Genomic DNA, 14,537 nt, shown 5'->3' with positions numbered 1-14,537 from the left:
GCTGCTGCCCGCGCGCCCGCCCGCGCTCGATCTCGGCACCCTCGACCTCCGCCGGGCCGGCGCGCGGCTCCCGCTCGCGCGATGGTTGGCCGCCCACCCCCATGACAGCGAGGCCATCAAGCGGTAGGACGCGCCGCATCCGCCGATGCGCGATCCAGAGGAAGCCGACACATGCGCCTGACGCCCAAGGTCCAGGAGATCCTCTCCTGGTACGAGAGCGACAACCCCGGGACGAAGGCGAACCTCGCCCGCATCCTGATGCAGGGGAAGCTCGGCGGCACCGGCCGCATGGTGATCCTGCCCGTTGATCAGGGCTTCGAGCACGGCCCGGCGCGCAGCTTCGCGCCGAACCCGGCCGGCTATGACCCGCGCTACATGTTCGAGCTCGCGCTCGAGGCCGGGCTCAACGCCTATGCCGCGCCGCTCGGCATGATCGAGGCGGGTGCGGCCACCTATGCCGGCTGCATCCCGACGATCCTCAAGGTCAACAGCTCCAACAGCCTGTCCACCACGAAGGACCAGGCGGTGACGGCGACGGTGCAGGACGCGCTCCGCCTCGGCTGCTCGGCGATCGGCTTCACGATCTATCCGGGCTCCGAGTTCCAGTTCGAGATGATGGAGGAGCTGCGCGAGCTCGCGGCCGAGGCGAAGGCCTGCGGCCTCGCGGTGGTCGTGTGGAGCTACCCGCGCGGCCCGATGCTCGACAAGGTGGGCGAGACGGCGCTCGACATCTGCGCCTATGCCGCGCACATGGCCGCGCTGACCGGCGCGCACATCATCAAGGTGAAGCCGCCGACCGCGGCGATCAGCCTCGATGCCGCGAAGAAGACCTATGAGAAGAACCCGGTCGACAACGACGCCGCGGCGCGCTTCCGCCACGTGGTGCAGGCCTGCTTCGGCGGCCGGCGCCTGGTGGTCTTCTCGGGCGGCGAGGCCAAGGGCACCGAGGACATCCTGAACGAGGTCCGCGCGATCCATGCCGGCGGCGGCAACGGCTCCATCATGGGCCGCAACGCCTTCCAGCGCCCGAAGGCGGAGGCGCTGAAGCTGCTCTCCGACATCATCGCGGTCTACCAGGGCTGACCATATCCCCACGACACCGCTTCGCGGCGTCGTGGGGACCCCGGATTGGCGCCGAGACAGGACGCCGCGGCAGGGCACCGGGGGGCAGACAGGCCTCGCCGCACCGCGCAACCGATCAGGCGGCCTGCAATCCCCTCTCCCGCGAAGCGGGGGAGGGTGCCGCGCCAAGGCGCGGCGGGTGGGGGTACGCCTGGCGGAAGCGACCCGTAGCCTCCGCGCTACCCGGCTGCCACCGCCACCAGCCCCGCCGCCAGCGCCAGCATCGTCACGCCGACCACCCCATCCAGCACGCGCCAGGCGACCGGGCGCGCGAAGAGCGGGGCGAGCAGCCGCGCGCCATAGCCGAGGGCCGCGAACCACAGCGCGCTGGCCAGCCCCGCCCCACCGACGAAGGCCCCCTGCCCGCCCGGCTGCGCCGCGCCGACCGCGCCGACCAGCAGCACCGTGTCGAGATAGACATGCGGGTTGAGCAGCGTGAACCCCGCCGTGCGCAGCAGGGCCGCGCGCAGCGTCAGCGCTTCGCCGCGCGGATCGCCCGATAGCCCCGCCGAAGGCCGCCACGCACGCCGCAGCGCGCCGAGCCCGTACCAGCCGAGGAACGCCGCGCCGCCGAGCGCGAGGGCATGGGTCAGCGCCGGCGTTGCGTCCAGCAGCGCGCCCAGCCCGGCCACGCCGGCCGCCATCAGCGTCACATCCGCCAGCGCGCAGAAGGCGACCACCGGGCCGACATGCTCGCGCCGCAGCCCCTGGCGCAGCACGAAGGCATTCTGCGCGCCGATGGCGACGATGAGGGCGGCCGAGAGGGCGAAGCCGCTCAGGAAGGCAGGCAGGTCGGTCATCGCCGCTTTCCTGCCGACCGCCCGGGATGTAGACCAGCTCAACTTCCTAATGCATGTGAAGCGGAATTTAAGGTGCTCGACTACGCTTCCCTCGCCGCCCTCGCCGCCGTGGTGCGCGAGGGCGGCTTCGAACGTGCCGCCGCCACCCTGGGCGTGACGGCCTCGGCCGTCTCGCAGCGGGTCCGCGCGCTGGAGGAACGGGTCGGCTGCGTGCTGGTCGTGCGCGGCCAACCACCCGTGCCGACGCCGGCCGGCGCGCGGCTCTGCGCGCATGCCGAGCGTGTGCATCTGCTGGAAGGCGAGTTGGCGGCCGCGCTGCCGGGGATCGGTGGCGACGCGCCCGGCACGCCGACGACGCTGCGCGTCGCGGTGAACGCGGACAGCCTCGGCAGCTGGTTCCTCCCCGCCGCCGCGCGCTTCGCGGAGCGGACGGGCGCGCTGCTCGATCTCGTGATCGACGACGAGGGCCACACCGCGGAGCGCCTGCGCTCCGGCGAGGTGCTCGCCGCCGTCACGACGGATCCGGCCCCGGTGCAGGGCTGCCGCATCACCGCGCTCGGCGTCCTGCGCTACGCGGCGGTCGCGAGCCCGGCCTTCCTCCGACGACATTGTCCGGAGGGAGTCACGGCGCAGTCGCTGGCACGGATGCCGGTGCTCCGCTTCGACCGCCGGGACGCGCTGCAGGCGCGCTGGGCGGAAGATGCGTTCGGCATCACGCTCGGCGCGCCGGCGCATTGGGTGCCCTCGACCCAGGGCTTCCTCGACGGCGCGCTGGCGGGCCTCGGCTGGTGCATGAACCCGCTGATGCTGGTTGAGCCGCACATCGGGGCGGGACGGCTCGTGGAGCTCCGACCCGGACGACGGCTCGATGTCGCGCTGCACTGGCAGCATGCGCGTCTTGGCGCGCGGCTGCTCGATGCGCTGACGACCGAGGTCGTCGCGGCCGCGCGGGCCAGCCTGGTCATGCGGCGGCGCGGCGCAACGACGCCACGCTGACGCCGATCGCTGCGGGGCCGTCCTGTCTCGACTGTGACTTGCGCCGCGACACGCCCGCGCAAAGCCGGGCCACGCCGCCGCGTTGTGCCTCGCAGACATCTCCCTGGAGCGATGCGGGCATGCCGGACGGCTCGGTGTTTCACCGTGCGGGCAACCTCGCGCCCATCGACTGCGAATACGACATCGCCGCGCTGACGATCAGCGGCGAGGTCCCGCGCGAACTCTGCGGCACGCTCTACCGCAACGGGCCCAATCCGCAGTTCTCGGATCCCGCCACGGCCGGCTGCCACTGGTTCCTCGGCGACGGCATGGTGCACGCCTTCCGTCTCGAGAACGGGCGCACGAGCTACCGGAACCGCTGGGTGCGCACGCACAAGTGGCAGGCCGAGAACGCCGCCGGACGGCCGCTGCTGCCCGAGTACCCGAAGCCGACGCTGCAGGGCCTGTCCATCCGCAACACCGGCGTCGCGAACACCAACGTGATCTGGCACGCTGGCCGGCTCTACGCGCTAGAGGAAGGGCACCTGCCCTTCGAGCTCGATCCGCGGACGCTCGAGACGCGCGGCGTCGAGCGCTTCCGCGGCATCCTGAAGGGTCCCTTCACCGCGCATCCGAAGCGCGACCCCGCAACCGGCGACCTGCTCTTCTTCGGCTGCTCGGCCGATGCGCCGCTCAGCCCGCTGATGAGCTGGGGCACCGTCCAGCCCGACGGGCGGATCGGCAAGCTCGAGCATTTCCTCGCGCCCTACTGCGCGATGGTGCATGACTTCGCCATCACGCAGCGCCATGTGCTGTTCCCCGTGCTGCCGCTGGCCGGCAGCCGATGGCGCGCCATGACGAAGGGCCTGCCCTTCGCCTGGGAACCGGAACGCGGCGGCTATGTCGGCGTGATGCGGCGCGACGCCGGCGTCGCCTCGCTGCGCTGGTTCCGCGCCGAGGCCGGCTACGTCTTCCACCTGATGAACGCCTGGGACGAGCCGGGGCGCATCGTCGCCGATGTCCTGCAGTACGACGTGCCGCCGCTCTTCCCGCTGCGCGACGGGCAACGCTCAGATCCGGCAGAGACGCGCGCGCGGCTGACGCGCTGGACGCTCGACCTCGACGCCGCGGGCGACGTGATGCGCACCGATCCGCTCGACGAGGAGAACGGCGAGTTCCCGCGCATCGACGAGCGCCGCACCGGTCTGCCGAACCGTCATGGCGCCTATGTGGTGAGCCGGCACGGCGACGGGATCTTCGACCGGCTGCTCTGGTGCGACCTGCTGCGCGGCCGCGCCGACGCCTTCGAGGTGCCGCCCGGCGACGCGCTGTCGGAAGCCGTCTTCGTCGCGCGCGGCGACGATGCGCCGGAAGGCGACGGCTGGCTGCTGACGGTCGCCTGGCGCGCACGCGACCGGCGGAGCGATCTTCTCGTGCTGGACACCCAGGCGATCGAACGCGGCCCGGTCGCGGCGGTCCACCTGCCGCACCGCGTGCCCTTCGGCTTCCACGGCAACTGGGTCGCGGGATAGCGCGCGCTTCGACGCGGGCCGAAGCATCCGTCGCGGGACGGGTGCATGCTCGCGCGCATGGACACGCCCTCGCTCGCCCTCGTCGTCGCCGTCTTCCTGCTCGCCGGCGGCGTGAAGGGGCTGATCGGGCTCGGGCTGCCGACCATATCGGTCGGGCTGCTCGCGCTCTTCATGCCGCCGGCCGAGGCCGCGGCGCTGCTGGTGCTGCCCTCGCTGCTGACCAACATCGCGCAGGCGGGCGGACCGGCGCTCCGGCCGCTGCTGCACCGGCTCTGGCCGATGCTCGCGGGGCTGGTGCCGGGCGCGCTGCTCGGCGGCTACGTCATCGGCGGCGCCGCGGCGCTGCCTGCACTCGGCGTTGCGCTGCTTGCCTATGCGGCCTGGGGGCTGGTCGCGCCGCCGCTCACGATCGCGCCCGCGCTCGAGCGGCGGAGCGCGGTGCCGGTCGGGCTTGCGGGCGGCGTGGTGACAGGGGCGACCGGGGTCTTCGTGATGCCGGTCGTGCCCTGGCTCGCCGCGCTCGGACTGCCGCGGGACGCGATGGTGCAGGCGCTCGGCCTCGGCTTCCTCGTGGCGACGCTGGCGCTGGCGCTGAGCCTCGCCTGGCAGGGCGCACTCGATGCGGGGCGCGCCGGGGGATCGGTGCTGGCGGTGGCGCCGGCCCTGGCGGGGCAGTGGATCGGCATGCGGCTGCGCATGCGGCTCCCGCCTTCGGCCTTCCGGCGCGGCTTCTTCTTGGCGCTGCTGGCGCTCGGGGCGGCACTGGCGTGGCGCGGCGTCGCATAGCGCGCCACACCGCGATCCGGTAAGGCCGGGGCATGCCGGATTGCCGCCTCTACCTCATCACGCCGCCCACCTTGCCGCCGGGCTTCGCCGAGGACCTCGCGCGTGCGCTGGATGGGGGCGACGTCGCCGCGCTGCAGGTGCGGCTGAAGGGGGCATCCGACGACGACATCCTGCGCGCGACGGCGGCGATCCTGCCGGTGGCGCAGGCGCGCGGCGTCGCCGTGCTGATGAACGACCGCATGGACCTCGCGAAGCGCAGCGGCTGCGACGGGGTGCACCTCGGCCAGGAGGACGGCGATCCGGTCGCGGCACGCAAGCTGCTCGGGCCCGAGGCCACGATCGGGGTCACCTGCCATGCGTCGCGGCACCTCGCGATGGAGGCCGGCGAGGCGGGCGCCGACTACGTCGCCTTCGGCGCCTTCTTCCCGACCGGCACCAAGGAGGTGCGGCACCATGCGGAGCCGGAGATCCTGGAATGGTGGTCGGAGATGTTCGAGATTCCCTGCGTCGCGATCGGCGGGATCACGGCGGCGAACTGCGCGCCGCTGGTGCAGGCGGGGGCTGACTTCCTGGCGGTGATCGGCGCGGTGTGGTCGCACCCGGAGGGGCCGGCGGCGGGCGTGCGGGCGATGAACGCGGCCATCGCGGCGGCGTCTCATGGATGAGCTGAGCTTCCACACGCGGCTGCACGCGGCGGGAACGATCCTCGACGTGGGGGCGCATGACGGGCTGCTCGCGATCCCGCTCGCGCGGCTGCAGGGTGCGCGCGTCGTGGCCTTCGAGCCCCTGCCCTCGGCCTTCGCGCGGCTGCGCGCGGCGGTGGGGGCCGCTGGCGTCGCGATGGAGCTGCGGCCAGAGGCGCTGGGGTCGGAGCCGGGGACGCTGACGCTGTCCGTGCCGGTGCTCGACGGGGTGGCGGCGGAGCAGTGGGCGAGCCTCGCGAAGAGCTACGAGAGCTTCGGCTCGGTGACGACCGAGCGGCACACGGTGGAGGTGATCACCGTCGACTCCCTCGGCCTCGCTGACCTGCAGCACATGAAGGTGGACGCCGAGGGCTTCGAGGAGGAGGTGCTGCGCGGCGCCGCCGCCACGCTCACGCGCTGCCGCCCGGTGCTCAGCCTGGAGGTGGAGGAGCGGCACCGCGCGGGCTCCACGCGCGACGTGCCGGCGCTGCTCGCCTCGCTCGGCTACGAGACGCGGTTCTGGCTCGGCGGCGCGATGCGGCCGCTGGCGGAGTTCGACGCGGCGACGATGCAGGTGGCGAGCCCGGATCCCTCGGTGTTCGGGGCCTCCGACCCCTATGTCTTCACCTTCTACGCCTGGCCGATCGAGCGGGCGGCGGAGGTGCTCGCCAGGCTCAGCTGACCGCGGAGGGCAGCCAGAGCACCTGGTCGATCCGCTCGGCGCCCGAGGCCAGCATCGCGAGGCGATCGAAGCCCAGCGCGATGCCGGAGCCGGCGGGCATGCCGTGGTCCAGGGCGGCCAGGAAATCCTCGTCCACCTCCCAGCCTTCCTCGCCGGCCTCGGCTTTCCGGGCCTCGACGTCGCGGGTGAAGCGGAGGCGCTGCTCGGCCGGGTCGGTCAGCTCGTCGAAGGCGTTGGCGAGTTCGAGGCCGGCGGCGAAGAGCTCGAAGCGCAGCGCGGCGCGGGGATCGCCAGGGTCGCGGCGAGCGAGTGCCGCCTGGGGCGCGGGCCAGTGGGTGAGGAAGGTCGGGCGGTCGCGGCCGATGGCGGGCTCGATGTGGGTCAGGAGGAGGTGGAAGAAGGCGTCCTCCCATCCCAGGCCCGGGGGGAGGCCGAGGCCGGCGCGGCGCGCGGCAGCGTGGAGGGCGGGGCCGTCGCCCTCGGCCGTCGCGGGGTCCACGGTGGCCAGGATGTCGAGGCCATGGGCGTGCCGCGAGAAGGCCTCGGCCATGGTCAGGCGCTCGAAGGTCGTTGAAACCGTCGTGGTGACGTTGCCGTGGGCGACGGTGGCGGGGAGCACGCTTCGGACAAATTGCTCGGTCTCGTCCATAAAGTCCGAGAGGGTGGCGCCGGGGCGGTACCATTCCAGCATGGTGAATTCGGGGGCGTGGCGGGGGCTGCACTCGCCGTTGCGCCACACCCGCGCCAGCTCGAAGACCTTGCCGGCGCCGCCGACCAGCAGGCGCTTCAGGGCGAGCTCGGGCGAGGTGCGGAGCCAGAGCGTCGTGGCGCGCCCGGCGCCGAGATGGGGGCGGAACTCGCTGCGGAAGGCGCGGAGATGCACCTCCATGCCGGGCACGGGGACGAGGGCGGGCGTCTCGGCCTCGGCATAGCCGCGCGAGGCGAAGAAGGCGCGGGTCGCGGCCGTCAGGCGGGCGCGGCGGCGGAGGAAGGGCAGACGCGCGGCGAGCTGCTCGGGGTGCCAGGGGGGCGTGGCTTGGGGTTGGGGCATGGACGTCGCGGGGGCTTCGGGGCTACCCGCCCGGTATGCCCGAGACCACCCTCTCACGCACCCTGCGTTCGGCCAGCGAACTGGCCGAGGCCGGGCTGGTCGCGCCGGCCGAGGTCGCGGCGCTGGAGGCGGTGGCCTCGCGCTATGCCATCGCGGTGACGCCGGCGGTGGCGGCGCTGATCGAGACCAAGGACGACCCGATCGGGCTGCAATACGTGCCGGATGCGGCGGAGCTGGTGACGCTTTCGGACGAATTGGACGACCCGACCGCGGATGCGCCCTTCACGCCGGTGAAGGGGATCGTGCGGCGCTATCCGGACCGGGCGCTGCTGAAGCCGCTGCTGGCCTGCCCGGTCTATTGCCGCTTCTGCTTCCGGCGCGAGGTGGTGGGGCCGGATGGGGGCCTGCTGACCGAGGCTGAATTGCGGGAGGCGATCGCCTGGCTGGCCGCGACGCCGGAGGTGCGGGAGGTGATCCTGACCGGCGGCGATCCGCTCATGCTGAGCCCCCGCCGCCTGGCCTGGCTGGTCGGGGAACTGTCGAGGATCCCGCATGTGGAGATCATCCGCGTGCACACGCGGGTGCCGGTGGCGGATCCCGAGCGGGTGACGGAGGCGCTGGCGGCGGCGCTGGAGACCGACCGGGCGCTCTACCTCTGCGTGCATGCGAACCATGCGCGGGAGTTTTCGGACAAAGCGGCCGGGGCGTTGCGGCGGCTGGCGGGGAAGGCAGCGCTGCTCGGGCAGAGCGTGCTGCTGCGCGGGGTGAATGATTCCGCGGCGGCGCTCGAGGATCTGTTCCGGGCAATGCTGCGGCACCGGGTGAAGCCCTATTACCTGCACCAGCTGGACAAGGCGCCGGGGACGGCGCGGTTCCGGGTGGAGCCGGCGGAGGGGCTGCGGCTGGTCGCGGCGCTGCGCGGCCGGCTCAGCGGGCTCGGGCAGCCGAGCTATGTCGTGGAAACCGCCGGCGGCGGGGGGAAGGTCCCGGTCGCCTGGGTCGCCTGAGCCGCTTTGGCACTTTGGCGCTTTACCGCTTTACGCGGGCCGGCGCGGATGCGGGTTTCGGACAAATGGGGCGGGGGGCGCCGGGTGGGCTGACCGGGTGGTCGGGAATGGGTTTTCGGCCGTTTTCGATAGGCTGACCGCGCGGTCGAGGAATTCAGGGACGAGGACGGATGGGGCGGGGTCAAAGAGCGGCGGCGCGATGCGCCTCGGCAGGAACATAGCACGAACGATGCGGGCGGGGCCAGCGGATCATGCCTCCGCCCGGCCGAAGGTCACCACCTGGCCGGCGGACAGCTCCGGGTCATAGGCGAAGCCCGCCGCGCCGAGATCGGCGAAGACGCGGGCGATGCCCGCGAGGCCGGTCGCCCAGCGGTGCAGCTCCACCACCACCTGGCGCAGGCCCGGCAGCGCCTCGGCTTCGAAGAAGGACACCTCGCCCCCCTCCACGTCCACGATCAGCACCTCCGGCCGGATCTCCGCCAGCAGGGCCGAGAGCGCGCGGCCCGGCAGGCGGAGGTGGCGGGTGTCCGGCCGCGCCGCGGTGGAGGAGGCCCAGAATTCGCGGTGCAGGTGGAAATCCGCCTCGCCTTCCGTGTGGCCGACGACGGCGTGCAGCAGCTCCACCTCCACGCCGTTCAGGGCGTGGGTGCGGCGGGCGATGGGGAGGAGGTCGGCATTGGCCTCCACCGCCACGACGCGGCGGGCGAGCTGGGCGGCGCGGGCGGAGACGAGGCCGAGCGCGGCGCCGACCTCCAGCACCGTGTCGTCGGGGCGCAGCAGGCGGGGCAGCAGGTCCAGCTCGTTGCGTTCATAGGTGCGGTCGTTGAGGGCGCGCCAGGTGTCGGGGCCGAGGACGGCGCGCGGGACTTCGAGGCGGAGGCCGGCGAGGCGGAAGGCGAAGGTGCGGTCGGGCGGCGCGTCCTGCGGGAAGGGCGGCGGGCCGGGGCGGAGCGCGTCGCGGAGGGCGCGCGCGACCGGGCGGAGGCGCGTGTCGAGGGTCTGGGCGTGCATGTCCGGCTTTCCTGCGTGACCGCAGACAACGCGCCAGGACCCCGGCCGGGTTCGGTGGCGTGTGCCCCAGCCGGGCGGCGGGCGCGGCCCGGGCGGGGGCAATGCGGCGGCCAGATCGCGCAGCCCAGCACAAGGGGCGGCCATTACGGGATGGACGCGGGTGGCCGTCCCTAACGGCAATTAGCGCAGGGCGTGAGGAACATCACGTCCCTCACGTCATGACCTACGCCCGCGTTTTGAAACGCAGCAGCATAGAAGTTGATCCGGTTCTGCACCGTGTAAATCCTAATTTGTGAGTCCAGAGCAATCCCGCCCACCGCGTAGTCCGAATTGTCATAGACGGTCGGCGTGAAGCCGTCCGGAACGGCGTCCGCAAAGTCGGCAATGGCCAAGTGCGCCGCGGGACCTGGTCGTAGACGCGCAACCGCCAAATTTTGCAGAGCGCGGAACTCGTCATTGTAGTGCTCATCTAACTCCTCGACAACGCGCGCGGGCACTCCCAAGCAGCCATTTGCCATTAGAGTAAAAACTGCGTCACGCAAGCCTACGTCCTGCGTCCTGGCGATTTGCAGCAGCGCTCTGCAGTCGAGTATGGCACACATAGGCATGGTCAGTCGCCCGCGTCCACGGGCACCGCGTTCTCAGCGAACTCAAAATACCTCTGTTGCCATTTTGCCTTCAAACCAGTCGAGCGATGCAGTTCAACTTCGTCTATCTGGCCGGTGTCTACTGCGGCCGAGAAAACTCTCGCGAAAGTAAAGCCATACGAAGCAAGCTTGTACTTCTCCTCTTCGACGCGCCCGCCTCCGCCTCCTGAATTGCCAAAGTCAGGATTTGCCCCCTGCACCTGCTGGAGCCACGCGTCGTAAGTTCCTTGCCGTACCAGTTCGAGCGTTTCGAGCCGCAGTGCTGTGGCTTGCTGGCTGGTAGACATCTTCCGCGCGATAGCGGCGATATCGCGGCGGAGTGTATGCCGCGAAAAGCCGACACTAGCGAACGCCGCCTTAACAAACGCAGCGGGCATGAGAAAATTGGCAGCAAATCTGTTACACGCAACTTCGACTCGGTTCTTTTTCTCGAAAGGATCTATGATTCCATTGTTGCCCAGTATTAGGTGAGCGAGCTCATGGACCAATGTGAAGCTCCGGCGGGCGCTATTCTGCCGCCTTGTATTGATAACCGCCACAGGCACATCTTTTGATGCGAGAGCGCAGCCGCTCCCGTCCTTTTCATCAAAACTGCTCTGCAAGACAAAGATGCCGGTGGTCTCGACGCTGAACCTCAAGATTTTGTAGAATTTATCCGGCGAAGCCACAGATGCCTGCTCCGACACCCCGACCTGAAGCTTGTCTCGGACGTCAAGAGCAAAACTTTCGTTCTCAAGCTCGGCAAGGCTACCTTGGATATTGAAAGCCGACCGATAGCCGACCTTCCGAGCGAGCCGTTGGACGTCTTGGGCGACGTCGATTGCTCTACGGGCCTCATTGCCGAGCGTGGCCGGCGCCGGTTTTTCTGCGCGGAAATCTAATAGGGGTGGATTCAGAGGCGGAACGCGCCGCAAAAAGAAAAAATACTCTGGCACACCAAGTTCGTGCGCAATTTTCTTAAGCAGAGTTATACTGTTAGGAGGGGGCGCGGTCAAAACAGCGCGGACCACCTGCTCCTCAAGGCGCAAGCGCGCTGCAAGCGTTCCAAAAGTATGATTGCGGGCTTGCAGCGCAACAGAAACAGCCTCAGGGTTAGGCAGACGTTGCAAGCAGACCCCCCACGATTCGTGATGAATTATGGCGACTTCAGTAGCGTTGTCCAGCTTGGTGTGGGTATCCACGCTGGGACAGCCGCCTTACAGATGGTGGGGGACCTTCGGATCGCCCCTACCGAACGCAGAATCCGAATACTAGAGGAAAGTTTGGACGAATTAAAGAATGAGCGCGTCATCGACGCGATGCTTGAGGATAAACTGAAAAATTTGACAGCAGATTTTGCGGTTTTTCGAGTGAATTACGAGCGGGACTTTAAGTTTTATGCGGCAACAAATCTTGTTTGGGCCGCAATATTGTATGCCCTTCTGTGCCTCATTAGTTTCGTTTCTGATGAAAAAATTGATGTTGTTCTAGCGTCCGTTATTTGTGTCGTTAGCGTTGCGCCTGCGGTAGCGACCATTGGGCTTCTCTGGCACTTCAATTCTGGTCAGGCTGAGGCACTTAACGACCGACGTCGCGTGTTGGAGAGACGTCTGCGCTCAGCTCCGAAGCGGCCATCCAGCCAGCCATCGCCTGCCGAGTAGGCTAGGTGAAAAGCACCGGCCTGTTGCCCTCCCCCACCCGCGCGTTGTATCGGCGCGCCTCTCCCACACACCACGCGATCACGGACACCCGCCCCCATGGCGAAGATGCAGGCCAACCAGATGCGTGCCGGCATGGTCATCGAGTTCGAAGGCCAGCGCTACACCATCCTCAAGCAGAACATCATGATCCCCGGCAAGGGCGCAGCCGTGATCCAGGTCGAGATGCGCAACGTGAAGACCGGCGCCAAGAAGGACCAGCGCTGGCGCACCGCCGACACCGTCGAACGCCTGACGACCGAGGACAAGGAATTCACCTACTCCTACGCCGACGGCGACATGCTCGTGCTGATGGACCCGGAGACCTACGAGCAGACGCAGGTCAACAAGGACATCCTCGGCGACCGCCTGGCCTTCCTGCAGGAGAACATGACCGTCAACGTCCGCCTCATCGAAGGCGAGCCGGTCTCCATGGACATCCCCGAGACGGTGGTGCTGGAGGTGACGGAGGCCGATCCGGTGGTGAAGGGGCAGACCGCCTCCTCCTCCTACAAGCCGGCGGTGCTGTCGAACGGCGTGAAGACCATGGTGCCGCCCTTCATCACGGCGGGCGAGAAGATCGTCGTGAAGACCGAGGACGGGTCGTATTATGAGCGTGCGAAGGGCTGACGCCCTTCGCCCTCAAACGCCGGCGCGCCGCCTCCGCGGCGCTTGGCTTCCGCGCCTCAGACATGGCGCGCCCTGCCCTTAGGTAGCCCGGCGCGCGGGCCGCATTCGCGGCCTCGGCCGGCGTTGCCGGCCGCCTGAACATCGCGCGGCTCCGTTGTCCCGTGCCATGATGCACGGGAGGGAGGCGGCGATGCAGGTGGATGGGCAGTGCCATTGCGGGCGCATCCGCTACGAGGCGGAACTCGACCCGGCCGGGATCCTCCTCTGCCACTGCACGGATTGCCAGGCGACCTCGGGCAGCGCCTTCCGCACCGTCGCGCTGACCGTGCCGGGCGGCTACCGGCTGCTCGCCGGCACGCCCACCACCTATGTGAAGACCGCCGAGAGCGGTGCGCGGCGCGTGCAGACCTTCTGCCCCGATTGCGGCTCGCCGCTCACCTCGACGTCGGAGGGGCCGGAGCCCAAGGTGCACAGCCTGCGCACCGGCACCTGCCGCCAGCGCGCGCAACTGCGGCCGGTCGGGCAGATCTGGTGCGGCTCCGCCCTGCCCTGGCTCGACACGCTCGGCGCCATCCCGCGGCGCGCGAAGGGCTGAGGCGCAGCGGCGCCGGGGCGCGCGGGGTTCCAGCCGCACCGGCCCTGGCCTACACAGCGCCGCCTCCCGCTCTTTCAGGATCTGCCATCATGGCCGTGTCGCCGCGTCTCTCCGCCTCCATGAACGTCGTGCACCAGGCGGTGCAGAAGGCGGGACGGCGGCTGCTGCGCGACTTCGGGGAGGTGGAGAACCTCCAGGTCTCGTCGAAGGGACCGGGCGACTTCGTGAGCCAGGCGGACCTCCGCGCCGAACAGACGCTGAAGGAGGAACTGGCGAAGGCCCGGCCGGGCTGGGCGTTCCTCGGGGAAGAAGGCGGCCACGCCGAGGCGGCGAGCCGGGCCGAGGGCGACTGGGAGTGGCGCTGGGTGGTCGATCCGCTCGACGGCACCACGAACTTCCTGCACGGCATCCCGCACTGGGCGATCAGCGTCGGCGTCGAGAAGCGGATCGCGGAGGACAAGACCGAGCTGGTCGCGGGCTGCATCTACAACCCGGCGGCGAACGAGCTGTTCTGGGCCGAGAAGGGCATGGGCGCCTTCCTCAACGACAAGCGGCTGCGCGTGTCGGGGCGGCGGGAGATGGTGCAGGCGGTCTTCGCGACCGGCATCCCCTTCGCGAAGGTGCAGCGGAAGGCGGAGTTCACCTTCACGCTCGCGAAGCTGATGCCGCAGGTGGCCGGCGTCCGGCGGTTCGGCTCGGCGGCACTCGACCTCGCCTGGGTGGCGGCGGGGCGGTACGACGGGTTCTGGGAGCTCGGGCTGAACCGCTGGGACATCGCGGCGGGGATCGTGATGGTGCGGGAAGCGGGCGGGATGGTGACCGACCCGCAGGGCGGCGACGGCTTCTACGAGAGCGGCTTCGTGGTCTGCGGGAACCCGACGCTGCAGCCGAAGCTGCGCGAGGTGGTGGCGGACGGCATTGCCGCGGCGGAGGCCGCGAAGGCGGCGGCGCGGGAGTGACGCGGCGGCGCTGATCCGCTGATCCTCGGACCCCCACCCGCCCTCGCTGCGCTCGGCCACCCTCCCCCGCAAGCGGGAGAGGGGATTGGGGGCGCCCCCCTCGCACGCTGACAGGACCGCGCATGGCGCGGGGGGCGGGGCGTCGCTAGGGTGGGGACAATGATTCGCCGCCGGAGTCTCGCTGGCCTGCCGCTGCTCGCCCTCGCCCCACCGGCGGGCGCGCAGACGCGCGGGGCCCCTGCCCCGCCGCTCGCGCTGCCGACGGGCATGACGCCGCTGCCGCAGGGCGCCTATCGCGTGCTGTTCCGGGCCGGCGACAGCACGCTGCCGGCGGGCGCGGCGCAGGCGCTGGGCGAGATCGGGCGCCGGCTCGCGGCGACG

The 14,537-nt window shown here is 70.4% G+C and carries 17 protein-coding genes; 12 read left to right on the top strand and 5 right to left on the bottom strand.

The genetic code is table 11. From position 1 onward, the window contains the following. The first annotated feature begins 171 nt into the window (after positions 1-171). Positions 172-1,083, top strand: coding sequence for a class I fructose-bisphosphate aldolase (locus tag L2I40_RS08370; protein ID WP_237214453.1), 912 nt, complete (start codon positions 172-174; stop codon positions 1,081-1,083). A gap of 218 nt (positions 1,084-1,301) precedes the next feature. On the opposite strand, the gene L2I40_RS08365 is transcribed toward L2I40_RS08370, so the two are convergent. Beyond that, a complete protein-coding gene (locus L2I40_RS08365) occupies positions 1,302-1,922 on the bottom strand; it encodes a LysE/ArgO family amino acid transporter (protein WP_237214452.1) in 621 nt (206 codons plus the stop codon). Positions 1,923-1,994: 72 nt separating this feature from the next. On the opposite strand from L2I40_RS08365, the gene L2I40_RS08360 reads away from it, so the two are divergent. The 5 genes from L2I40_RS08360 (at position 1,995) to L2I40_RS08340 (ending at position 6,580) form a co-directional block, all read left to right on the top strand. After that, the gene (locus L2I40_RS08360; RefSeq protein WP_237214451.1) at positions 1,995-2,918 is read left to right on the top strand and encodes a LysR family transcriptional regulator ArgP; all 924 of its coding nucleotides are present in this window, start codon (positions 1,995-1,997) and stop codon (positions 2,916-2,918) included. 119 nt (positions 2,919-3,037) lie between these two features. Then, positions 3,038-4,429 (top strand): carotenoid oxygenase family protein, encoded by a 1,392-nt coding sequence (locus tag L2I40_RS08355; RefSeq protein WP_237214450.1) that lies wholly within the window; start codon positions 3,038-3,040, stop codon positions 4,427-4,429. 45 nt (positions 4,430-4,474) lie between these two features. Next, a complete protein-coding gene (locus tag L2I40_RS08350) occupies positions 4,475-5,215 on the top strand; it encodes a sulfite exporter TauE/SafE family protein (protein WP_237214449.1) in 741 nt (246 codons plus the stop codon). Positions 5,216-5,247: 32 nt separating this feature from the next. Further along, positions 5,248-5,880, top strand: a complete 633-nt coding sequence (gene thiE / locus L2I40_RS08345; RefSeq protein WP_237214448.1) for a thiamine phosphate synthase — start codon at positions 5,248-5,250, stop codon at positions 5,878-5,880. Then, positions 5,873-6,580 carry an FkbM family methyltransferase gene (locus L2I40_RS08340; RefSeq protein WP_237214447.1) on the top strand — a complete coding sequence of 236 codons (708 nt, stop codon included), beginning with the start codon at positions 5,873-5,875 and terminating at the stop codon, positions 6,578-6,580. Before thiE ends, L2I40_RS08340 begins: the two co-directional genes overlap by 8 nt. Here L2I40_RS08340 and epmA read toward each other — a convergent pair. Beyond that, the gene (gene epmA / locus L2I40_RS08335) at positions 6,573-7,631 is read right to left on the bottom strand and encodes an EF-P lysine aminoacylase EpmA (RefSeq protein ID WP_237214446.1); all 1,059 of its coding nucleotides are present in this window, start codon (positions 7,629-7,631) and stop codon (positions 6,573-6,575) included. The two genes, L2I40_RS08340 and epmA, sit on opposite strands and share 8 nt — an antisense overlap. 35 nt (positions 7,632-7,666) lie before the next feature. Between epmA and L2I40_RS08330 the strand changes: the two genes are divergently transcribed. Next, positions 7,667-8,638 (top strand): lysine-2,3-aminomutase-like protein, encoded by a 972-nt coding sequence (locus L2I40_RS08330; RefSeq protein ID WP_237214445.1) that lies wholly within the window; start codon positions 7,667-7,669, stop codon positions 8,636-8,638. A 249-nt stretch (positions 8,639-8,887) separates the two neighbouring features. Here the strand turns inward: L2I40_RS08330 and L2I40_RS08325 are convergent, their stop codons facing one another. The 3 genes from L2I40_RS08325 to L2I40_RS08315 all read right to left on the bottom strand — a co-directional run bounded on the left by L2I40_RS08325 (position 8,888) and on the right by L2I40_RS08315 (position 11,477). Further along, a complete protein-coding gene (locus tag L2I40_RS08325) occupies positions 8,888-9,649 on the bottom strand; it encodes an FkbM family methyltransferase (protein WP_237214444.1) in 762 nt (253 codons plus the stop codon). Positions 9,650-9,819: 170 nt separating this feature from the next. Continuing rightward, positions 9,820-10,191: a hypothetical protein gene (locus L2I40_RS08320; RefSeq protein ID WP_237214443.1), complete on the bottom strand. Its 372-nt coding sequence runs from the start codon at positions 10,189-10,191 to the stop codon at positions 9,820-9,822. Positions 10,192-10,259: 68 nt separating this feature from the next. After that, a complete protein-coding gene (locus tag L2I40_RS08315; RefSeq protein ID WP_237214442.1) occupies positions 10,260-11,477 on the bottom strand; it encodes an ImmA/IrrE family metallo-endopeptidase in 1,218 nt (405 codons plus the stop codon). An 81-nt stretch (positions 11,478-11,558) separates the two neighbouring features. On the opposite strand from L2I40_RS08315, the gene L2I40_RS08310 reads away from it, so the two are divergent. The 5 genes from L2I40_RS08310 to L2I40_RS08290 form a co-directional block, all read left to right on the top strand. Beyond that, positions 11,559-11,936: a hypothetical protein gene (locus tag L2I40_RS08310; RefSeq protein ID WP_237214441.1), complete on the top strand. Its 378-nt coding sequence runs from the start codon at positions 11,559-11,561 to the stop codon at positions 11,934-11,936. A 96-nt stretch (positions 11,937-12,032) separates the two neighbouring features. After that, a complete protein-coding gene (gene efp, locus L2I40_RS08305; protein ID WP_237214440.1) occupies positions 12,033-12,602 on the top strand; it encodes an elongation factor P in 570 nt (189 codons plus the stop codon). Between the two features lie 166 nt (positions 12,603-12,768). Then, positions 12,769-13,197 carry a GFA family protein gene (locus L2I40_RS08300; RefSeq protein ID WP_237214439.1) on the top strand — a complete coding sequence of 143 codons (429 nt, stop codon included), beginning with the start codon at positions 12,769-12,771 and terminating at the stop codon, positions 13,195-13,197. 89 nt (positions 13,198-13,286) lie between these two features. Then, positions 13,287-14,156, top strand: coding sequence for an inositol monophosphatase family protein (locus tag L2I40_RS08295; RefSeq protein WP_237214438.1), 870 nt, complete (start codon positions 13,287-13,289; stop codon positions 14,154-14,156). Between the two features lie 159 nt (positions 14,157-14,315). Continuing rightward, positions 14,316-14,537, top strand: a 222-nt coding sequence (locus L2I40_RS08290) for a hypothetical protein (protein ID WP_237214437.1), incomplete at its 3' end; no start/stop codon positions are given.

The organism is Falsiroseomonas oryziterrae (assembly GCF_021864505.1).
Taxonomy (GTDB): domain Bacteria; phylum Pseudomonadota; class Alphaproteobacteria; order Acetobacterales; family Acetobacteraceae; genus Falsiroseomonas; species Falsiroseomonas oryziterrae.
The sequence above is the reverse complement of the archived record's forward strand: the minus strand, read 5'-3'. Positions and strand labels throughout refer to the sequence as shown.